The organism is Streptomyces sp. NPDC002680 (assembly GCF_042889145.1).
GTDB lineage: Bacteria > Actinomycetota > Actinomycetes > Streptomycetales > Streptomycetaceae > Streptomyces > Streptomyces adonidis.
Genome location: NZ_JBIAQP010000001.1, coordinates 280,426 through 300,964, shown reverse-complemented (window position 1 = coordinate 300,964; position 20,539 = coordinate 280,426). Strand labels below are relative to the sequence as shown.

Sequence of the window (20,539 nt, the reverse complement as noted above, 5' to 3'; positions counted from 1 at the left end):
TACATGTCCGCCATCCCGCTCGGCGTCCTCGACCTGGTGCCGATCTCGTCCGGTTCCACGGCCACCGAGGCGCTGCGCAACTCCATCGACCTGGCCCGGCAGGCCGAGAGCTTCGGGTACGCCCGCTACTGGTACGCCGAGCACCACCTCAATCCGGGTGTCGCCGGTACCTCACCCGCGGTCGTCCTCGCTCTGACCGCCTCCGCGACCTCGACCATCCGGCTCGGCTCCGGTGCCGTACAACTGGGTCACCGCACCGCCCTGTCCACGGTCGAGGAGTTCGGCCTGATCGACGCGCTGCACCCCGGGCGCTTCGACCTGGGCCTCGGCCGTTCGGGCGGGCGCCCGCCCGGTGGGCCCGCCACCCCGGTGCCGGGCGCGACTCCGGTGGTCGACGGCCGCGCCCCCAACGGCCTGCGCATCCCGCCCCGGTTCTCCTTCGCGCACCTGCTCGGCTCGCCGCGCGTCGCCCTCCAGCGCAAGCTGCTCCTGCTGCCGAACGCCGAGTCGCAGGACTACGGCGAGCAGATCGACGACATCCTGGCGTTGCTGGCGGGCACATACCGCTCCGCGGACGGCGTCGAGGCCCATGTCGTGCCGGGCGAGGGCGCCGACGTCGAGATCTGGATCCTCGGCAGCAGCGGCGGCGAGAGCGCCGAGGTCGCGGGCCGCAACGGCCTGCGGTTCGCGGCGAACTACCACGTCAGCCCGGCGACGGTGCTGGAGGCGGCGGAGGGCTACCGTGCCGCGTTCCGGCCTTCCGACGTCCTGGACAAGCCGTACGTCAGCGTGTCCGCGGACGTCGTGGTCGCCGAGGACGACGAGACCGCCCGGGAACTCGCCACCGGCTACGGTCCCTGGGTCCGCAGCATCCGTAACGCCGAGGGCGCGATCCCGTTCCCGACGCCCGACGAGGCGCGCGCCCACGTGTGGTCCGACGCGGACCGGGCCCTCGTCCAGGACCGTCTCGACACCCAGTTCGTCGGTTCCCCGGCCAGGGTCGCCGACCAGCTGGAACAGCTCCAGGAGGCCACCGGCGCCGACGAACTGCTGATCACCACGATCACCCACGGCCACGCGGACCGGGTCCGGTCCTACGAGTTGCTGGCCGAGGAGTGGCGCAAGCGGTGAGGCGCCGGCCGATCGGCGGGCGGGCAGGCAGGTGTGAGGGGGAGGCGGGTGCCGTCTCCCCCTTGACGTTCTCGGTGGGGCCTTGACGTTCTCGGTGGGGCCGGTCCCGCCCGGCGGTCACCACCACCGGCTTCCCGGCGGCCCGCTGACCAGAACGCTCCGTTGACACCTTCCACCCCACGTGTTTGCATCCCGCCATGCCGTTGTCGCAGCCTCTGACCCGCCGCCGTGCCGTGGACCTCGTCCGCGTCGCCGCCGCGCTGTGTCGGACGACCGGCTGATCGCGCACTTTCCGACGGTCCGTCAACCACTCCGCCGCGTAAGCCAGTTGCGCACGAGGTGACGTATCGACGGATGCCCCCCCGCTGCTGTGCATCAACCCCCGCCGTGCTGTTCCGCCCCCCCCATGACGAGGAACCGCCATGTCTTCCAGCATTCCCACCGGCCGCCACCACGAGACCGACTACGACCGCCGCAGACTGCGCCAGTGGCTCGCCGGCGAGGCCAGGGCCGACGGAGTCACCCGCCGACGGCTCCTCACCCTGCTCGCCGCCACCGCCGCCGGAACCGCGCTCGGCACCACCCGGCCCGCCCACGCCGCCGACACGCCGATCGTCAAGCCCCTGCCGCCCGAGTGGTTCATCCCCCGCGGCACCAACGCCGAGACCCGTTGGGAGGCCCTGCGCGGCACGGGCCACCACACCCCCAACGAACTGTTCTTCGTACGCAACCACACCGCCACCCCCGTCCTGGACGCCGCCGACTGGCGGCTGCGGCTGTGGGGGAGCGGGCTGCGCGGATCGCCCGGCGAGGACCGGCCGGTGGAGTTCGGGTACGACGATCTGCGCGCCCTGCCCGCCGTCACCCGGACCGCCTTCGTCGAGTGCGCCGGCAACGGCCGCTCCTTCTACACGACCCAGCAGGGCGAGACGGTCACCGGCACCGCGTGGACCCTGGGCGCGATCGGTGTCGCACGCTGGCGCGGGGTCCGCCTGGCCGACGTACTGCGCAGGGCCGGACTGTCCCCGTACGCCGTGGACGTGCAGCCGCGCGGCCTGGACGCCGAGTACGTCAGCGGCGGCGAGAGCCTGGGCCGGGTGCGCCGCCCGCTGCCGCTGGCCAAGGCGCTGGACGACGTACTGCTCGCGTACGAGATGAACGGTCAGCCGCTGCCGTACGACCACGGGTACCCGGTGCGGGTGCTGGTGCCGTCCTGGATCGGGATCGCGTCGATCAAGTGGGTCGGCGACATCGAGGTGTCCGCGCAGCCGCTGTTCTCGCCCTGGAACACCACCTTCTACCGCCTGTTCGGCTCCGCCTATCCGGAGGGCGGCAGCGCGCCGCTCACCCGGCAGACCACGAAGAGTGCGTTTGAGCTGGCGCGTGGGGCCACGTTCACGGCGGGGGAGAAGCATGTGCTGCACGGGCGGTCGTGGTCGGGGGCGGGTGCGGTCGCCCGGGTCGACGTCAGCACCGACGGTGGGAGCAGCTGGCGATCCGCCCGGCTGCACGACCGGCCCCGGGCGGCCACCTGGACCCGGTGGTCCCTGGGCTGGCGGCCCGAAGCGCCCGGCGCCACGCACCTGCTGGCCCGGGCCACGGACACGGCGGGCCGTACCCAGCCGGACGTGGCCGTGCCCAACACGCAGGGCTACCTGTTCGACGCGGTTGTCCGGCATCCGGTGAGCGTGGTGTAGGGGTTGTCGGGTGGCCGCTGCGCCGTCGTGGCTGGTCGCGCAGTTCCCCGCGCCCCTTTGGGGGCGCGTTGGTGAGCCGCTAGTCGATGAGTTCCCGTACCAGTGCCGCCACCTGCTCCACCTCGATCAGGAAGCCGTCGTGGCCGTAAGGGGACTCGACCACCCGGAGGCCGTCCGCCGAGCCGATCCCGGCGGCTAGTTCGGCTTGCTGGGCGAGGGGATACAGGCGGTCCGAACTCACCCCGGCGACCAGGGTCTTGGCGGTCACGCGGCGTAGGGCGGCTCGCGTGCCGCCGCGGCCTCGGCCGATGTCGTGTGTGTTCATGGCGTCTGCCAGCGCCACATAGCTGCCCGCGTCGAAGCGGTGGACCAACTTGGCGGCGTGGTGGTCGAGATAGGACTCGACCTGGTACCGGCCGCCGTTCCAGGGGTCCTCGGTGCCCTGGGGTGTGCGTCCGAAGCGGACCTGCAACTCCTGCTCGCTGCGGTAGGTGACATGGGCGATGCGGCGGGCCAGGCCCAGTCCGGCGTGCGGGCCCCGGCCCGTGTCGTGGTAGTCGCCGCCGTGCCAGTGCGGGTCGCTGCGGATGGCGTGGAGCTGGAGGCCCGCCCAGGCGATCTGCTCCGCGCTCGCCGCCGCCGTGGTGGCCAGCAGGAGCAGGGCGTTCGTGCGTTCCGGACAGGAGACCGCCCATTCCACGGCGCGCATCCCGCCCATCGAACCGCCGACGACCAGCGCCCAGCTGTCGATGCCGAGCGCGTCGGCCAGGTCCGCCTCCGCGGCGACCTGGTCGCGCTGGGTGAGGGAGGGGAACGCGCTGCCCCAGGGGCGTCCGTCGGGGCGGGGCGAGGACGGTCCGGTGCTGCCCTGGCAGCCGCCCAGCGCGTTGGGGGCGACGACGAACCAGCGGTCCGTGTCCAGTGCCAGACCGGGCCCGATGAGCCCGTCCCACCAGCCGGAGGTGGGGTGACCTGGTTCGGCCGGCCCGGCGACATGGCTGTCGCCGGTGAGCGCGTGGAGCACCAGCACGGCGTTGGAGCGGTCCGGTGCGAGCCGCCCCCAGGTCTCGAACGCCAGCCGTACGGCGGGCAGTTCGCCGCCTGCCTCCAACGGCAGAGGCTTCTCCCGTACGTACCACTGGCGGCGACCCGGAGGGTCCCCCTCCCGCCAGGCCCCGGAGGCCGGCGGCGGGAGGGGGATCTCGGAGGTCGTCAGTACGGTGTTCAGGACGCGGCCTTCGCGGCGCGGAAGCCTGCCTCCAGGTCCGCCTTCAGATCGGCGAGGTTCTCGATGCCGACCGACAGCCGAACCAGACCGGGCGAGGTACCGGTCGCCGCCAACTGCCCCTCGTCCAGCTGACTGTGGGTGGTGGAGGCCGGGTGGATGATCAGGCTGCGTACGTCACCGATGTTGGCGAGGTGGCTGAACAGCTCGACGGCGTCGACGAACCGCTTGCCGGCCTCGACCCCGTCCCGCAGTTCGAAGGCCAGGATCGCGCCCGCCCCGCGCGGCAGATAGCGCTGCCCCGCCTCGTACCACCGGTTGGACTCCAGACCCGGATAGTGGACGGCGGCGACCTCGTCCCGTCCTTCCAGCCATTCGGCCAGGGCCTGGGCGTTGGCGGAGTGCCGCTCGATGCGCAGGCTGAGCGTCTCCACGCCCTGGAGGAGAAGGAATGCCGAGTGCGGGGAGAGCGCGGGACCGATGTCGCGGAGCAGCTGGACGCGCAGCTTGGTGGCGAAGGCGCCCGGGCCAAGAGCCGGCCAGTACTGGAGACCGTGGTAGCTGGGGTCCGGCTCGGTGAAGTCGGGGAAGCGCTCGGCGTGGGCGCCGAAGTCGAAGGTGCCGCCGTCGACGACGACACCGGCGATGGTGGTGCCGTGGCCGCCGAGGAACTTGGTCGCGGAGTGCACGACGATGTCGGCGCCGTGCTCAAGGGGCCGCAGAAGGTAGGGAGTTGGGACCGTGTTGTCCACGATCAGTGGGACCCCCGCCTCGTGCGCGACGTCGGCCACCGCCCGGACGTCGAGCACGTTGCCGCGCGGGTTGCCGAGCGTCTCGGCGAACAGGGCCTTCGTGTTGGGCCGGACCGCCGCCCGCCAGGCCTCGAAGTCGTCCGGGTCGTCGACGAAGGACACCTCGATGCCGAACTTGGGCAGGGTGTGGCGGAACAGGTTGTACGTGCCGCCGTACAGGGACGTGCTGGAGACGATGTGGTCGCCCGCGCTCGCCAGCGTCAGGATCGCCAGGGTCTCCGCAGCCTGCCCGGACGCCAGGGCCACGGCGGCGACTCCGCCTTCCAGCGCGGCGATCCGCTGCTCGAAGACGTCCTGGGTCGGGTTGTGGATCCGGGTGTAGATGTTGCCCGGCTCGGCGAGCGAGAACAGGTCGGCGGCGTGCTGGGTGTCGCGGAAGACGAACGACGTGGTCTGGTAGATCGGCGTCGCCCGCGCCCCGGTCGTCGGGTCCGGTGCGGCGCCGGCGTGGATCTGCTTGGTCTCGAAGGACCAGGCCGAGGTGTCGGGGCCGGCCGGCTCGTCCTCGGGGGTGTGGCCTGCGGTGACGGAGTCGATGGGCTGGCTCATGGTTCTCCCTTGTGCGGGGCGTGCGGGGTGGGCCGCAGGGTGGGGGCGCGCCCGGAGAACAGGGCAGCGCTCAGTACCGTGCGGTGAAGAAGATGCAGGTCAGAAGCCGGAGCGAGAAGTCAGCGCTCGACGGAACAGCCCGTGGTGGTGACACGCACGTAGTCGACGTGGCGGCGGGTCACGAGCACGGTCATGGGGTCAGATAACCACAGCGGGGCCGCGAAGCACCAGCACACTCGGGCTGTCTCACGAGGCAAGACGCATGGTGGACGCACCTTCTTCCGTGTGCTTTGATCCGGGCCATGGAGACCACTGGCACGGCACACACGGTGCTGCTCGACCCGTTCTGGGTGAGCCGCCGCGCCGACCAGTTCGACGAGGTCTGTTGCTGATCGCCGGTCCTCGGCTCGCGACGCCCGCATCTCTCTCCGAACCTCCCTTCACCGGCAACTCCGCCTCTTCCTAGGCCGGTTCGCTGCTGCCGCTAAGGAACACCCATGGCTCAGCCCACAGCTCTGCCCGTAATCGACCTCTCCCGCTTCCGCGCCCCGGACACCGACCGCGACGCGTTCCTCGCCGAACTCCGTTCCGCCGCCCACGAGGTGGGCTTCTTCTACGTCACCGGACATGGCGTTCCCGCGTCCGTACGGGACGAGGCACTCGACGCGGCCCGCGCCTTCTTCGCGCTTCCGGAGGAACAGCGGCTGGAGATCGAGAACCTCAACTCGCCCCAGTTCCGCGGCTATACGCGCACCGGAACCGAGTACACGGCCGGCAGCGCCGACTGGCGCGAGCAGATCGACATCGGCCCGGAACGCGCGGCCGTGGACGTCGGACCGGACGATCCCGACTACCTTCGCCTCGTCGGCCCGAACCAATGGCCCACCGCGCTACCGGAGTTGCGGGACATCGTGCTGCGCTGGCAGGCCGAGGCGCTGCGGGTGAGCAGGGAGGTGCTGCGGGCGCTGGCGGCGGCGCTCGGGCAGGACGAGGGCTACTTCGACCAGTGGTTCGACGACGAGGCGGCCGTGCACGTGAAGATCGTGCACTATCCGCCGCGCCCCGCCGCCGACGCCGACCAGGGAGTGGGCGCCCACAAGGACTACGGCTATCTCGCCCTGTTGCAGCAGGACGAGGTCGGCGGGCTCCAGGTCCAGGGCGCGGACGGCGGCTGGATCGACGCCGTACCCGTGCCGGACGCCTTCGTGTTCAACATCGGCGAGATGCTGGAGATCGCCACCCAGGGCTATCTGAAGGCCACGCAACACCGTGTTGTCAGCCCGCAGTCGGGCGTCGACCGCTACTCCATCCCCTTCTTCCTCGGCCCGCGCCTCGACGCGGTCGTCAAGCCCCTCCAACTGCCCCCGGAACTGGCGGCACGCAGCCGCGGGGTCACCGACGACCCGGACAACCCGCTCCTCGCGGCCTTCGGGGAGAACGCCGTCGTCGGCTGGCTCCGCTCCCATCCACGGGTCGCCGAACGCTGGTGGTCCGACGTCCTGGCGAGGCCGGAGGAGGGCCGATGAGCAACTGGGCCTTCGAGACACGTCAGGTCCACGCGGGCGCCGTACCGGACCCCACGACCGGCGCACGCGCCGTGCCGATCCACCAGACCACCAGCTACGTCTACCGCGACACCGCGCACGCCGCCGCGGCCTTCGAACTCGCCGACCTCACCACCCACGCCTACACCCGGCTGTCCAACCCGACCACCGCTGTCGCCGAGGAACGCATCGCGGCCCTGGAAGGCGGTTCGGCCGCAGTGGCGGTGGCCAGCGGCCAGGCCGCGACAGCCCTCGCCCTGCTGAACCTGGCCCGCACCGGCGACCACATCGTCGCCTCCTCCTCCCTCTACGGCGGCACCCGCACCCTTCTTGAGCACACGTTCGCCGACTTCGACATCGAGGTCACCTTCGTCGACGACCCGGACGACCTCGGCGCCTGGGCCGCCGCCGTACGACCCGCCACCAAGGCATTCTTCGGCGAGAGCATCGGCAACCCGCGCGGCAACGTCCTCGACCTCGAAGCCGTCGCCCGCATCGCCCACGACAACGGTGTCCCGCTCGTCATCGACAACACCGTGCTCACGCCCTACCTGCTGCGCCCCTTCGAACACGGCGCCGACATCGTCGTGCACTCCACCACCAAGTTCCTGTCCGGACACGGCACCGGCATCGGCGGGGTCGTCGTCGACAGCGGGCGCTTCGACTTCGGCGCGGACCCCGACCGGTGGCCGGGCATCACCCGCCCGGACCCGACGTACAACGGACTGTCCTTCTGGGACTCCTTCTCCGACCTCGGTCTCGCCTACGCGCTGCGGCTGCGCACCCGGCTGGTCCGGGATCTGGGACCGGCGGTCTCGCCCTTCAACAGCTTTCTGCTCCTCCAGGGGCTGGAGACGCTCAGCCTGCGCATCGAGCGGCACGTCGCGAACACCCAGAAGCTCGCCGAGTGGCTGGAGGCACAGCCCCAGGTCGGCCGAGTCCACTACGCGGGCCTGCCGTCCAGCCCCTGGGCGACCCAGGCCAAGAGATATCTGCCGCGCGGCGCCGGAGCCGTCCTCGCCTTCGAACTCGCGGACGGGCTCGAAGCCGGGCGCCGCTTCGTCGAGGGCGTACGGCTGTTCAGCCATCTCGCGAACATCGGCGACGTACGCAGCCTCGTCATCCACCCCGCCTCCACCACCCACGCCCAACTCGACGCCGGTCAGCAGATCGCGGCCGGGGTGACCCCGGGCCTGGTGCGGCTCTCCGTGGGCCTCGAAGGCGTCGACGATCTCATCGCCGACCTTGAGACCGGCCTTGCGGCAGCCGCCGTATGAGCATCGAGAGCTTTCGCCGTTCACGCACCACCCACAGTCAGCAAGGAGCACGATCCGCCATGCGCCGCAGCACCGCCGTCCGGCTCGTCGCCACCGCAGCACTCGTCGGCCTGGCCGCGACCGCCTGCGGCACCGGCTCGGCCGACGATCCCGTGAACGCCGGACAGACCAGCCAGGCCGCCGAGCCCACCGAGATCGACACCGGCGCCACCGTCGACGTACGCCTCGTGCTGGAGCCGACGAGCCTCGACATCGCCACCACGGCGGGCGCCGCGCTCGACCAGATCCTCCTCGACAACGTCTACCAGGGCCTGTTGACCCGCGACGAGGACAACACCGTCAAGCCGAGCCTGGCCACGTCGTTCGACGCGTCGTCCGACGGGCTCACCTACACGTTCCAGCTCGCGAAGGACGCCACCTTCCACGACGGCAGCAAGGTCACCGCGGCCGACGCCGTCTGGTCGTTGCAGCAGGTGACCAAGGCCGGTTCGAAGAACCCCGACGCCGCCGCACTCGCCTCGGTGAAGAGCGTGTCCGCCTCCGACGACCACACCGTCGTCGTCAAGCTCAAGCACCGTGACACCGGCTTCACTTGGGGCCTGACCGGGCGCGCGGGCATCGTCTTCAAGAAGGGCACCGACTTCTCCACGCTCGCCGCCACGGAGAACGGCACCGGGCCCTTCAAGCTCGGCGGCTGGAAGCGCGGTTCCTCCATCACCTTCGTGCGGAACGACGCCTACCGGGGGACGAAGGCCAAGGTCGCCAAGGTCGTCTTCCACTACATCAAGGACGACAACGCCGCGAACAACGCACAGCAGACCGGCCAGACCGACATCGAGACGGCGGCGCAGGCGGACCTGCTCCAGCCGTTCTCCGACAAGAGCAAGTACACGGTGCTGCGCGGCGACACCACCGACAAGTTCACCCTCGCGCTGAACAACACCTCGGGCCCCACGAAGGACGACCGCGTGCGGCGCGCCATCCGCCAGGCCATCGACAACGAGGGCCTCATCAAGACCCTCGGCGGCGCCGCCGAACCGGTCGGCGGCCCCATCCCGCCGTCCGACCCCGGCTACGAGGATCTCACCTCGGTCGACGCGTACGACCCGGCGAGCGCCAAGAAGCTGCTGAAGCAGGCCGGTTACGGCAGTGGTCTGAAGCTCACCGTGCAGATCCCCAACATCTACCCGACCGAGATCGGCGACTACCTCGCCTCCCAGTTGAAGCAGGTCGGCATCCAACTCACCGTCCGTCAGGTGGAGTTCCAGACCTGGCTCGACGCCGTCTTCACCAAGCACGCCTACCAGCTCAGCCTCGTCGACCACGCCGAGGCCCGCGACCTGTACAACTTCGCCAACCCCGACTACTACTTCGGTTACGACAACGCGAACGTTCAGAAGTGGTACGCCGCCGCGCAGACCGCCGCCAGTGACGCCGAGCGCGACGCGCTCCTGAAGAAGGCGGCGAAGCAGGTCGCCCAAGACGCCGCCGCGGACTGGCTGTTCGTCAACCAGACCCTCACCGTCGTCCGCAGCGGAGTCACCGGCGTCCCGGTCGGCTTCACCAGCAACCGCTACAACCTCGCGAACCTCGCCGTGGCGAAGAAGTGACCCCGGAATGACGCTCTATCTGCTGCGCCGGGCAGGGCTCCTGGTGCTCTCCCTGCTCGCCGCCAGCGTGCTGATCTTCCTGGTGTTGCGGCTCCTGCCCGGCGACATCGCCCAGACCATCGGCGGTATCAAGGCCACCCCGGCCCAGGTCGCGGCCGTACGCCACGACCTGGGGCTGGACCGGCCGCTCGTCGCGCAGTACGGCAGCTGGATCGGGGGAGTGGTGACCGGTGACTTCGGGCGGTCGGTCCTCGACGGTACGTCGGTGTCCGGGCAGCTCGCCGAGAAGCTCGCGGTGACCGGTCCGCTGGCCGTGGGCGCGATCGTGCTGGCCCTCGCCTTCGCGGTGCCCCTGGGCATCCTCGCCGCCGTACGCCGCGATTCGCGGCTCGGCAGCGCGGTCAACGCCCTCGGGCAGCTCGGCATCGCGCTGCCCACCCTGTGGGTCGGGCTGCTGCTCGTCGTGGTGTTCGCCGTCCAGGTGCGGTGGCTGCCCGCGCAGGGGTTCCCTGTCGACGGCTGGGCCGAGCCGGGGCAGGCGCTGCGCAGCCTCGTCCTGCCCTGGCTGACCCTGGCCCTCGCCGAGGGCGCCGTACTGCTGCGGTTCGTGCGGTCCGCCGTACTGGACGTCCTGCACCAGGACTGGCTGCGCACCGCTCGCGCCAAGGGGCACACCCGCACCGGCGCCCTGCTGCGGCACGGGCTGCGCAACGCGGCAGTACCGGTGGTGTCGGTGCTGGGGCTTCAGATCGCCGCGCTGATCGCCGGCGCGGTCGTGGTCGAGCAGGTGTTCGTGCTGCCCGGGGTCGGTCAGATGCTGATCACGGACGTCGGCAACCGGGACCTGGACAAGGTGCAGGGCGAGATCCTGCTGCTCACCGGCGCGGTGCTGGTCATCGGGTTCCTCGTGGATCTCGCCCACCGGCTGATCGATCCTCGGCTCCGGAGCGCCGTATGAAGGGCCCCGTGCAGGTCCCCCTCGTCGTCCGGGCGCTGCTCGGCAACCGCAGCGGTCTCGTCGGCGCCGTCCTCGTCGGTCTGCTGGTGCTGTCCGCGTTGGTCTCCCTCGTCTGGACGCCGTACGACCCCACACTCGTCCGGCCGCAGGACGGCTGGCTCCTGCCGTTCTCCGGCGGGCACGTCCTCGGCACCGACAAGCTGGGCCGTGACGAACTCAGCCAACTGCTCACCGGCGCCCGCAGCACCCTGCGAACCGCCTTGCTCGCGGCGGCCGTTGCGGCTTTCGTCGGGCTCGGGCTGGCCTTCGCGGCGGTGCTCGTGCCGCGCTGGATCGGCGCCGTCGTCGTCCAGCTCACGGACGTACTGATCGCGTTCCCCGTCCTGCTGATCGCGATGATCCTCACCGCGGTGTACGGCGGTTCCACCTGGACGGTGGTCGTCGCGATCGGTGTCGGAGCGGGCGTCAACCTGGCGCGGGTCGCCCGTGCCGAGGCGGGGCGGGTGCTGGGCACCGACTACGTGCTGGCCGCCCACGCCGCCGGGTCCGGCACCTGGCGTACCGTCCGCAAACACCTGCTGCCGAACATCGCGCCCACGCTCATCGTGCAGCTCTCGCTCGTCCTGTCCGTGGCGGTGCTCGCCGAGGCCGCACTGTCGTTCCTCGGGTTCGGGGCTCCGGCGCCCGCGGTCTCCTGGGGGCGCATGCTGCACGAGCAGCAGTCCTACATCGCCGCGCGCCCGCTCCTCGTCATCTGGCCGGGGCTCGCCGTCGCCGCCTCCGTGCTCGGCTTCAACCTGCTCGGGGACGGACTGCGCGAGGCGACCGACGCCCGTCTTCGGGTTCGGGAGGCGGCGTGAGTCTGTTGACGGTCACTGACTTGAGCGTACGGATCGGTGGTACGACCGTCGTCGACGAGGTGAGTCTGTCGGTGGCCCCCGGCGAACGGCTCGCGCTGATCGGCGAGTCGGGCTCCGGGAAGTCGCTCACCGCCCTCGCCGTCATGGGCCTGCTCCCCGACGGCGCCGAGGCCTCCGGCAGCATCCGCCTCGACGGACAGGAACTGCTCGGCCTCGGCGACCGGGAGCTGTCCCGGCTGCGCGGCGAGCGCATGGCCATGGTCTTCCAGGAACCGATGAGCGTGCTCAACCCGCTGATGCGCATCGGGAAGCAACTCGCCGAGCCCCTGCGGCTGCACCGGGGCCTGAACCGGCGCCGGGCGGCTGTCGCGGCCGTCGAACTCGCCGAACAGGTCGGCCTGCCCGACCCCGAACTCGTCGCCCGTGCCTGGCCCCACCAGCTCTCCGGCGGTCAACGCCAGCGCGTCGGCCTGGCCATGGCCCTCGCGACCCGCCCGGCGCTCCTCATCGCCGACGAGCCCACCACCGCGCTCGACGTCACCGTCCAGGCCGACATGCTGAAACTGCTGGACGACCTCGTCCAACAGCACGGCACAGCACTGCTGTTCATCAGTCACGACCTAGCCGTGGTCGCCCAGCTGTGCCCACGAGCCGCCGTACTCAAGGACGGGCGGCTTGTCGAGGAGGGCCCCACCGACACCCTCGTACGCACACCCCGACACCCGTACACGCAGCGGCTCGTGGAGGCCGCGCGGGCGACGGGCTGGGACACCCCGGAGGTCGCCCGATGACGACATCGCTGCTCAAGGCGACCGGCCTGACCCGCACTTACCGCCTTCCGCGCACCTCGCTGTTCGCGCCGACCGTCCGTCGACGCGCCGTCCAGGACGTGTCGCTGGAACTGACGGAAGGCAGGAGTCTTGGCATCGTGGGGGAGTCCGGTTCCGGCAAGTCGACGCTTGCCCGGCTTCTCCTCGCGCTGGACCGGCCCGACTCCGGCACCGTGCACTACCGGGACCGGGAGGTACGGCAAGGGGCGCCGCGCCGGCTGGCCTGGTTTCGCCGAGAGGTGCAGATCGTCCTCCAGGACCCGATGGGCTCCCTCGATCCGCGCGCCACGGTGCGCGACATCGTCGCCGAACCGCTGGAGTGCCTGCGGCTGCCCGGCGACCACGACGACCGGGTGGACGAACTCCTGCGTGCCGTGGGCCTGAACCCGTCCGTGCGGCGCCGTTATCCGCACGAGTTCTCCGGCGGACAGCGGCAGCGCATCGCCATCGCGCGGGCGCTCGCCCCCGGCCCGAAGGTCCTCGTCGGCGACGAACCGCTCAGCGCCCTCGATGTCTCCGTACGCGCCCAGATCCTCGCCCTCCTCGACGAACTCGCCGACGCGTACGGGCTGACGTTGCTGCTCGTCTCGCACGACATCGGCGTCGTACGGCATCTGTGTACCGACGTGCTCGTGATGAAGGACGGCCGAGCCGTCGAACAGGGGCCGGCCGCATCAGTGCTGGCCGACCCCCAACACCCTTACACACGCCGCCTGTTGGCCGCCGTACCCCGGCTGCCCGCCTGACCGGGAGACCCCGATGACCACAGAAACTCCACGCCGGCTCACCCTCGGTGCCCTCGTCCAGGGCTCCGGCGGCCACATCGCCGGATGGCGCCACCCGGACGCCCGCCCCGACGGACAACTCGACTTCGCCTTCCACGCCGACCTCGCCCGCACCCTCGAACGCGGCCGTTTCGACGCGCTGTTCGTCGCCGATGTCGTCGCCGTCTGGGGACACCAGCTCGACTCCCTCTCCCGCACGGGACGCGCCGAACACTTCGAGCCGCTGACGCTGCTGGCCGCGCTCGCCCTGGTCACCGACCACATCGGGCTCGCGGCGACGGCGACCACCACCTACAACCACCCGTTCCACATCGCCCGCAAGTTCGCCTCCCTGGACCACATTTCGCAGGGCCGCGCGGGCTGGAACGTCGTCACCTCCGTCGTACCGCTGGAAGCGGCCAACTTCGGCCACGACAGCCACCTCGAACACGAGCTGCGCTATCGCCGCGCCGACGAGTTCGTCCAGGTGGTGAAGGCGCTCTGGGACAGCTTCGACGACGACGCGGTGCTCCGGGACAAGGCGACCGGGCGCTATTACGACCCCACGGGACTGCGGCCCCCGCACCACGAGGGCGAGCACTTCACCGTACGGGGGCCGCTGAACATCTCACGGCCTCCGCAGGGTCACCCGGTCGTCTTCCAGGCCGGATCCTCGGAAACGGGGCGGGAGTTCGCCGCCCGGCATGGGGAGGTGCTGTTCACCACGCAGCACGAGTTGGGCCCCGCCCAGGAGTTCTACGCGGACGTCAAGGCACGCGCCGCCGGGTACGGCCGTAACCCTGACCACGTCCTGGTCTGGCCGGGCCTGACCCCGATCGTCGCGGCGACCGAAGCGGACGCGCGGCACCGGCTCGCCGAACTCCAGGACCTCATCCACGACGACGTCGCCCGCCGGCTCGTCCAGGACAACATCGGCGATCTCGACCTGAGCGACTACCCGTTGGACGGCCCGCTGCCGGACATCCCCGACAGCAACCGCAGCAAGTCACGGCGCGACCTGCTCGTAAAGCTGGCCCACGACGAGAAGTTGACGATACGTCAGCTGGCTGGGCGCTACGCCGCCGGAACCTCCGTCGCCGGGACGCCCGAGCAGATCGCCGACCGCATCGAGACCTGGTTCCACGAGCGCGCCGCCGACGGCTTCAACATCTCCTTCCCCTATCTGCCAGGCCCCGCCGAGGACTTCGTGGACCACGTCGTGCCGCTGCTCCAGCGGCGCGGGCTGCTGCGCACCGAGTACGAGGGCACCACCCTGCGCGAGAACCTCGGCCTGCCGCGTCCCGCAGTCGCCGAGCGACACCTCCAGGAGACCGCACGATGAGCGCCCGCCGCACGGACCAGCTCCACCTCAACGCCTTCCTCAAGCCGCCGGGGGAGTACCTCGCCGCCTGGCGGCACCCGGACACCGCCGCCGACGCGGGAGTGAACATCAGGGAGGTGCTCTCCTTCGCCCGGATCGCCGAACAGGCCACGTTCGACGCGGTGTTCCTCGCCGACCTGGTCGGCGTGCCGTTCGCGAGCGAGGACGTGCTGAGCAGGGTCAGCGTCGTCAACGACTCGTTCGAACCGACCACGTTGCTGGCGGCGCTGGCCGCCGGTACCTCCCGGATCGGCCTGATCGCCACCGCCTCGACCAGCTACAACGAGCCCTACCACGTGGCCCGTTCGTTCGCCTCGATCGACCACATCTCCGGCGGGCGGGCCGGATGGAACGTCGTCACCTCCCTCAACGACGGCGAGGCGCGGAACTTCGGTCTGGACGCCCACCTCGACCACGCCACCCGCTACGACAGGGCCGAGGAGTTCCACGACGTCGTCGTCGGCCTGTGGGACTCCTTCGAGGACGACGCGTTCCGTCACGACAAGGCGAGCGGCGTCTACTTCGACCCGGCGAAGCTGCACACGCTCCACCACGAGGGCAAGCACCTGAAGGTCGCCGGCCCCCTGAACATCGCCCGCCCTCCCCAGGGCCGCCCGGTCATCGTGCAGGCGGGCGCCTCGGAGGCGGGCAAGAACCTCGCCTCCCGGATCGCCGAGGTGATCTTCTCCGGCATCAGGGACCTGGCCAAGGCACAGGAGTTCTACGCGGAGATCAAGGAACGGGCCGCAACCCACGGCCGCGACCCGGACCACCTGAAGGTGTTGCCGGCCCTGTCCGTCATCACCGCCCCGACCGAATCGGAGGCCCGCGACAAACTCGCCCGACTCACCGAACTCCTGCCCCCGCAGGTCGCCCTGGCGGACCTCTCGTACTGGCTCGGCGGCTTCGACCTCAGCGAACACCCCCTGGACGGCCCGCTGCCCGAACTCCCGGTCTCCAACCAGTCGCAGACCGCGCAACAGCAGATCTACGAGGACGCGCGGCGCGACAACCTCACCATCCGCGACCTCGTCCAGCGCTTCGCCAACGACGACCGCACCGTTGTGGGAACTCCGGAGCAGATCGCCGACCACATCGAGGAGTGGTTCCACGGCCGCGCCGCCGACGGCTTCAATGTCGTCTTCCCTTATCTGCCGGGCACGCTGTCCGACTTCGCCGAGTTGGTCGTACCCGAGCTGCGCCGCCGGGGCCTGTTCCGCACCCACTACACGGGCACGACTCTGCGGGACCATCTCGGCCTGCCGCGACCGGCACGGCTCGGGTGACGGCCGGAACGGGTCCTGTGACCCGTACACATGCCCAGCGTGCCGCCGCCTCCGCCCCACCGCTCGTCGCGCCCTCCCAGGAGTCCCCGTGAAGTTCCTGCTGAACGACATCGTCGCCAACACCCCCGACGCCGCCACCGGCCACCGGCCCACGCAGCGCGACCGCCTTCGCTCCGTCGTCGAACGAGCCGTGCACGCCGAGGAGTTGGGCATCGACGCCGTGTCGGTGGGGGAACGGCACGGCGGCTACTTCCTGTCCTCCTCGCCGGCCGTCCTCCTCTCCGCCATCGGCGAGCGCACCAGCAGGGTGCGGCTGCTCACCGGCGTCACCGTGCTCAGCATCCTCGACCCGGTACGGGTGGCCGAGGAGTTCGCGACCCTCGACAACCTCTCCGACGGCCGGGTCGAACTGATCGTCTCCAAGGGCAACCACCCCGACCAGTACAGCCTCTTCGGCCTCGACGAGTCCCTCCAGTGGGACTACCTCGCCGAGAAGTACGAGCTGCTGCGCCGCCTCTGGGAGCCGGAGCCCGTCACCTGGTCGGGCCGGTTCCGTACGCCGCTGACCGGCGTCACCACCCAGCCCCGCCCCCTCCAACGGCGCATCACCGTCTGGCACGGCAGCGCCACCAGCGAACGCTCCACCGACCTCGCCGCCCGCCACGGCGACCCCCTGTTCACCGCCAACGGCTTCCACCGCAGGGCGCGTTACGCCCGTCTCGTCGACCACTACCGCGAACGCTGGGCCCACTACGGGCGGGCCCCGGAGGACGCCGTGGTCGCCGCCAGCTTCCCGAGTCTGCTGGTCGCCGACACCTCGCAGAAGGCGCTGGAACTCTTCCGCCCGGTGTGGGAGGCGTTCGCCGCGAGTCCCACGTTCAAGCACAACAAGTCCGAGATCACCACGGTGGAGGAGTTCGTCGGGGAGGGCTCGGCGCTCGTCGGCAGCCCGGCCCAGATCATCGACAAACTCGGCGAGTACCACGAGCTGTTCGGCCATGAACTGACCGGCATCTCCGTCGAGCACACACCGGCAGGCCTCAAGGAGGAGACCCTGGAACGATTCGCCGCCGAGGTCGCCCCGGCGATACGCGCGGGCCAGTCCAGCCGGGTTTGGGCCGACTGACCACCGGGGCCCCGACCCTGCGACCCCGCACCGCCCCCACCACATCCGCCCGATCCACAGGAGTCACCCACATGGCCGCCACCACGAACGAGAAGGAAACCGAGCCCCTCCTCGAGACCGCCCCCGACCCCCGCCCCGGGCTGCGCGAGTACCTGGAGGTCAAGCGGGCCGCCCTGCTCGCCAAGCGGGAGGCCCAGCAGACCGACCCCCTCACCGAACCGCACAAGCTGCGAGCCCGGACGACGGCCGAGGAACGCAGCGGCGTACGGCGCATCCGTATCCGCCACCACCAGATCCTCAGCGACTCCCCGCCCGACTTCGCCGGCTACGACCTCGGGCCCGCCTCGCCGGAGATCCAGCTGGGCGTGCTCTCCAGCTGCCTCACCCACATCTTCCTCATCCAGGCCGCCGACCTGCGGATCCCGCTGGACTCCCTGGAGGTCGAGGTCCAGGCCGACCAGGACCCGCGCGCCGGACAGCCCGGCTTCGAGCAGGTGCCGATCTACCCGCACAACATCTCCTACACCGTGCACATCACCTCGCCCGTCGGCAAGGAACGCATCCGCGAGCTGCACGAGACGGTCGAGCGCAAGTGCCCGATCTACAACCTCCTGATCACCCCGCAGTCCGTCACCGGCCGGGTCGTTCTGACCGGCAGTCCGGAGGAGATCTGACGGCGTCGGGTCCGTCGAGCGGTTTCCGGGCCAGGTGCGCGGCAACCGCCATGACGACGACCGACGCCAGGACGATGCCCGAGCCGACGTAGAGCGGTGCGGTGTAGCCGAGGCCCGCGGTGATGGCCAGGCCCCCGAGCCACGCGCCGAGCGCGTTGCCGAGGTTGGACGCGGACACGTTCGCGCTGGCGGCCAGGGCCGCGCCGTGGGCGTAGTCGGTGACGCGGGTGATCATGCCGGGCACGCCCGCGAACCCGAACACGCCCATCAGGAAGGTCAGTACGACCGAAGCGGTGGCGTTGGTGGCAAGCAGCCCGAACACCGTCAGGGTGACGGTGAGTCCCAGCAGGGCCAGGATCAGGGCGCGGTCACGGTCGTGGTCGGCCGCACGCCCGCCGAGCAGGTTCCCGACGACCAGACCGACGCCGTACACCATCAGCAGCCAGGCGACCTGCGCCGACGAGAAGCCGCCGACCTCGGTGTACGTGTAGGCGATATAGCTGAACGCGCCGAACATCCCGCCGTACCCGAGCGCGGTGGCCGTCAGCGTCAGCCAGACCTGCCAGGACCGGAACTCCCGCAACTGGGCCCGCAGACCGGCGGGTGACTCAGGTGCCGTCTTCAGCGACCGGGGCTCTCCCTCCCGGCCGGGGACGAGGGCGACGATCCCCGCCAGCGCGAGGACGCCGATGCCGGTGACCGCCCAGAAGGCCGCCCGCCAGCCCCAGCGTTCACCGACCAGAGCGCCGAACGGCACGCCCAGCACGTTCGCCAGCGTCAGCCCGGCGAACATCACCGCCACCGCGCGGGACTTCCGCTCCGGCGCGACCAGACCGCGCGCGACCAGCGAGCCGATACCGAAGAACGAGCCGTGGCAGAGCGCCGCGACGATCCGCCCGAGCAGCATCACGCGGTAGTCCGGCGCGACGGCGGACAGCAGGTTGCCGACGACGAACAACGCCACCAGACCGACCAGAACCTGTTTGCGGGGCAGCCGTGCCGTCGCCGCCGTCAGGACGATCGCACCGACGGCGACACTCAACGCGTACCCGGAGATCAGCCGGCCCGCCGCCGCCTCGGACACCGCGAAACTCGACGCAACCTGCGGCAGCAGCCCCGCGATCAGGAACTCGGTCAGACCGATGCCGAAACCGCCCAGCGCCAGCGCGACGAGCCCGCCCGGCATCCGCTGCCCGCCACCCACGGAGTCCGCTTCCCCGCGCCCGAATTCGCTCATGGCCCGACCCTCACCCCTGACTGTGGACCCGTCCATGGACAAAGATCGACCACGCTTGGACGAACGCGAGGAAACGCGCTCCCCGAGCACCGCCGGAGCCCCTCACGCCTCCGTCAGGAACATCTCGACCACCGGTACGAGCACGTCCGGCCGGGTGACCGGAAGCGTCAGCGTCAGGGTGCCCTCGGGCTGGGGCAGGGGGGAGAGATGGGCGTGCGGTTGGGGCGTGCTGTCGAGGACGTCGAGTCCGACCTCGCTGCCGTCGCCCAGCAGTTGGGCGTACTTCACCCGGCCCGCCAGCCCGGGCAGGTGCACATGTCTGAACGGCCAGGAGAACAGGTGGAGGTAGAGACGGTCGCCTCGCAGGGTGTACACGCCGTGGGCGGGCGGGGTGAACGGAGCCGGGCCGGCGCCGTGGATCGCGCGGGAGTGCAGCCGCATCCAGTCCGCGAGGGAGTTCAGGACGGCACGGGCGCGCGGCTCGATGTTGCCGCGGCCGTCGGGGCCCACGTTGAGGATCATGTTGCCGTTGTTCGACACGGACTGGACGAGCATGCGCGCCAGGTCGCCGGGGTCCTTGAACTCCAGGTTGTCCCGGTGGTAGCCCCACGAGCCGTTGAGCGTCTGGCACGCCTCCCACATGATCTCGACGCCGTCCTCGACGAGCGGACGGTCCGGCTGGTACTGCTCGGGCGTCACGTAGTCGCCCGGAATGCCGAGGCGGTTGTTGACCACGATGCCCGGCTGGAGGGCGCGGGTCGTCGCGAGGAGCTCCGCCGAGTCCCAGTCCTCCGGTCCTTTGCCGGGCATCCCGCCACGGTCCCAGGGAAACGTGAAGTCGTAGAACATCAGGTCGACCTGGCCGTACGAGGTGAGCAGCTCTTTGACCTGGGCGTGCAGGTAGGCGCGGTATCTGCCCATGTCACGGCCGGAGTTGAGGGCGGCCACGTCCGGCGCGTTGCGCAGCGGATGCACGCCGTCGATCACGTAGTCGGGGTGATGCCAGTCGAGGAGCGAGTGGTAGAGGCCGACCTTCAGTCCTTCGGTGCGTACGGCGTCCACGAACTCGGCGACCAGGTCCCGGCCGCAGACGCGGGCCGAGGTGTAGTCGGAGACCGCCGAGTCCCAGAGGCAGAAGCCGTCGTGGTGCTTGGTGGTCAGTACGGCGTACCGCATGCCGGCCGCACGCGCCGTGCGGGCGATGTCGGCGGCGTCGAACAGATCGGGGTCGAAGTGGTCGACGTATCGCTGGTACGTGGCATCGTCGATCTCCTCGTAACTGCGTACCCATTCGTGCCGTGCGGCCATGCTGTAGACGCCGAAGTGGACGAAGAGGCCGAACCTCGCCTCCCGCATCCAACCGGTCGCCGCGGGTGTGTCACGCGTCTGGGGCAATTCGTTTCCTCTCGATTCCGCCGGATCGACTGAGGGGCAATCCTGCCCTTCCACGGCCTCCCGTCAAACACGCCGTCGATATACGAACCTGGTTCCTTTCTATTTGGGACCAGGTTCGTTTGTAGGGGATTCCCATTGCCTGCTTGACACCCGGTGATTTCCGTCCGCAGAATTCGGCAACCG

18 protein-coding genes are annotated in these 20,539 nt (G+C 70.7%); 14 read left to right on the top strand and 4 right to left on the bottom strand.

Annotated elements, in window-relative coordinates:
- Nucleotides 1-3 precede the first annotated feature (3 nt).
- The 3 genes from ACFYXF_RS01285 to ACFYXF_RS01275 all read left to right on the top strand — a co-directional run bounded on the left by ACFYXF_RS01285 (nucleotide 4) and on the right by ACFYXF_RS01275 (nucleotide 2,828).
- Nucleotides 4-1,131, top strand: coding sequence for an LLM class flavin-dependent oxidoreductase (locus tag ACFYXF_RS01285; protein WP_389346814.1), 1,128 nt, complete (start codon nucleotides 4-6; stop codon nucleotides 1,129-1,131).
- A gap of 197 nt (nucleotides 1,132-1,328) precedes the next feature.
- Complete coding sequence (locus ACFYXF_RS01280; protein WP_389348440.1) at nucleotides 1,329-1,412, top strand: putative leader peptide; 84 nt, start codon at nucleotides 1,329-1,331, stop codon at nucleotides 1,410-1,412.
- Nucleotides 1,413-1,553: 141 nt separating this feature from the next.
- Nucleotides 1,554-2,828: a sulfite oxidase gene (locus ACFYXF_RS01275; RefSeq protein WP_389346812.1), complete on the top strand. Its 1,275-nt coding sequence runs from the start codon at nucleotides 1,554-1,556 to the stop codon at nucleotides 2,826-2,828.
- Between the two features lie 79 nt (nucleotides 2,829-2,907).
- Here the strand turns inward: ACFYXF_RS01275 and ACFYXF_RS01270 are convergent, their stop codons facing one another.
- Nucleotides 2,908-4,056, bottom strand: coding sequence for a homoserine O-acetyltransferase (locus tag ACFYXF_RS01270; protein ID WP_389348439.1), 1,149 nt, complete (start codon nucleotides 4,054-4,056; stop codon nucleotides 2,908-2,910).
- Nucleotides 4,053-5,414, bottom strand: a complete 1,362-nt coding sequence (locus ACFYXF_RS01265) for a bifunctional o-acetylhomoserine/o-acetylserine sulfhydrylase (protein WP_389346811.1) — start codon at nucleotides 5,412-5,414, stop codon at nucleotides 4,053-4,055. The genes ACFYXF_RS01270 and ACFYXF_RS01265 overlap by 4 nt, the downstream gene beginning before the upstream one ends.
- A 497-nt stretch (nucleotides 5,415-5,911) precedes the next feature.
- Here ACFYXF_RS01265 and ACFYXF_RS01260 point away from each other — a divergent pair, with 497 nt between their 5' ends.
- The 11 genes from ACFYXF_RS01260 to ACFYXF_RS01210 all read left to right on the top strand — a co-directional run bounded on the left by ACFYXF_RS01260 (nucleotide 5,912) and on the right by ACFYXF_RS01210 (nucleotide 17,724).
- Nucleotides 5,912-6,940: an isopenicillin N synthase family dioxygenase gene (locus tag ACFYXF_RS01260; RefSeq protein WP_389346810.1), complete on the top strand. Its 1,029-nt coding sequence runs from the start codon at nucleotides 5,912-5,914 to the stop codon at nucleotides 6,938-6,940.
- The gene (locus ACFYXF_RS01255) at nucleotides 6,937-8,235 is read left to right on the top strand and encodes an O-acetylhomoserine aminocarboxypropyltransferase/cysteine synthase family protein (protein ID WP_389346808.1); all 1,299 of its coding nucleotides are present in this window, start codon (nucleotides 6,937-6,939) and stop codon (nucleotides 8,233-8,235) included. Before ACFYXF_RS01260 ends, ACFYXF_RS01255 begins: the two co-directional genes overlap by 4 nt.
- A 59-nt stretch (nucleotides 8,236-8,294) precedes the next feature.
- Nucleotides 8,295-9,845, top strand: a complete 1,551-nt coding sequence (locus ACFYXF_RS01250; protein WP_389346806.1) for an ABC transporter substrate-binding protein — start codon at nucleotides 8,295-8,297, stop codon at nucleotides 9,843-9,845.
- 7 nt (nucleotides 9,846-9,852) lie between these two features.
- Nucleotides 9,853-10,803 (top strand): ABC transporter permease, encoded by a 951-nt coding sequence (locus ACFYXF_RS01245; protein ID WP_389346804.1) that lies wholly within the window; start codon nucleotides 9,853-9,855, stop codon nucleotides 10,801-10,803.
- Nucleotides 10,800-11,663, top strand: coding sequence for an ABC transporter permease (locus tag ACFYXF_RS01240; RefSeq protein WP_389346802.1), 864 nt, complete (start codon nucleotides 10,800-10,802; stop codon nucleotides 11,661-11,663). Before ACFYXF_RS01245 ends, ACFYXF_RS01240 begins: the two co-directional genes overlap by 4 nt.
- On the top strand, nucleotides 11,660-12,454 hold the full coding sequence (locus ACFYXF_RS01235) for an ATP-binding cassette domain-containing protein (RefSeq protein ID WP_389346800.1): 795 nt from the start codon (nucleotides 11,660-11,662) through the stop codon (nucleotides 12,452-12,454). Before ACFYXF_RS01240 ends, ACFYXF_RS01235 begins: the two co-directional genes overlap by 4 nt.
- Nucleotides 12,451-13,239 carry an ABC transporter ATP-binding protein gene (locus ACFYXF_RS01230; protein WP_389346798.1) on the top strand — a complete coding sequence of 263 codons (789 nt, stop codon included), beginning with the start codon at nucleotides 12,451-12,453 and terminating at the stop codon, nucleotides 13,237-13,239. Before ACFYXF_RS01235 ends, ACFYXF_RS01230 begins: the two co-directional genes overlap by 4 nt.
- Nucleotides 13,240-13,252: 13 nt before the next feature.
- Entirely contained in the window at nucleotides 13,253-14,599 is a 1,347-nt protein-coding gene (locus tag ACFYXF_RS01225) for an LLM class flavin-dependent oxidoreductase (protein ID WP_389346796.1), read from the top strand.
- Nucleotides 14,596-15,924: an LLM class flavin-dependent oxidoreductase gene (locus ACFYXF_RS01220; RefSeq protein ID WP_389346794.1), complete on the top strand. Its 1,329-nt coding sequence runs from the start codon at nucleotides 14,596-14,598 to the stop codon at nucleotides 15,922-15,924. Before ACFYXF_RS01225 ends, ACFYXF_RS01220 begins: the two co-directional genes overlap by 4 nt.
- Nucleotides 15,925-16,012: 88 nt before the next feature.
- On the top strand, nucleotides 16,013-17,050 hold the full coding sequence (locus tag ACFYXF_RS01215) for an LLM class flavin-dependent oxidoreductase (protein WP_389346791.1): 1,038 nt from the start codon (nucleotides 16,013-16,015) through the stop codon (nucleotides 17,048-17,050).
- 71 nt (nucleotides 17,051-17,121) lie between these two features.
- Nucleotides 17,122-17,724 (top strand): OsmC family protein, encoded by a 603-nt coding sequence (locus ACFYXF_RS01210; RefSeq protein ID WP_389346788.1) that lies wholly within the window; start codon nucleotides 17,122-17,124, stop codon nucleotides 17,722-17,724.
- Here the strand turns inward: ACFYXF_RS01210 and ACFYXF_RS01205 are convergent.
- Nucleotides 17,681-18,910: an MFS transporter gene (locus tag ACFYXF_RS01205; protein ID WP_389348438.1), complete on the bottom strand. Its 1,230-nt coding sequence runs from the start codon at nucleotides 18,908-18,910 to the stop codon at nucleotides 17,681-17,683. The two genes, ACFYXF_RS01210 and ACFYXF_RS01205, sit on opposite strands and share 44 nt — an antisense overlap.
- A 153-nt stretch (nucleotides 18,911-19,063) precedes the next feature.
- Entirely contained in the window at nucleotides 19,064-20,356 is a 1,293-nt protein-coding gene (locus ACFYXF_RS01200) for an alpha-L-fucosidase (protein ID WP_389346786.1), read from the bottom strand.
- Between the last annotated feature and the right edge of the window lie 183 nt (nucleotides 20,357-20,539).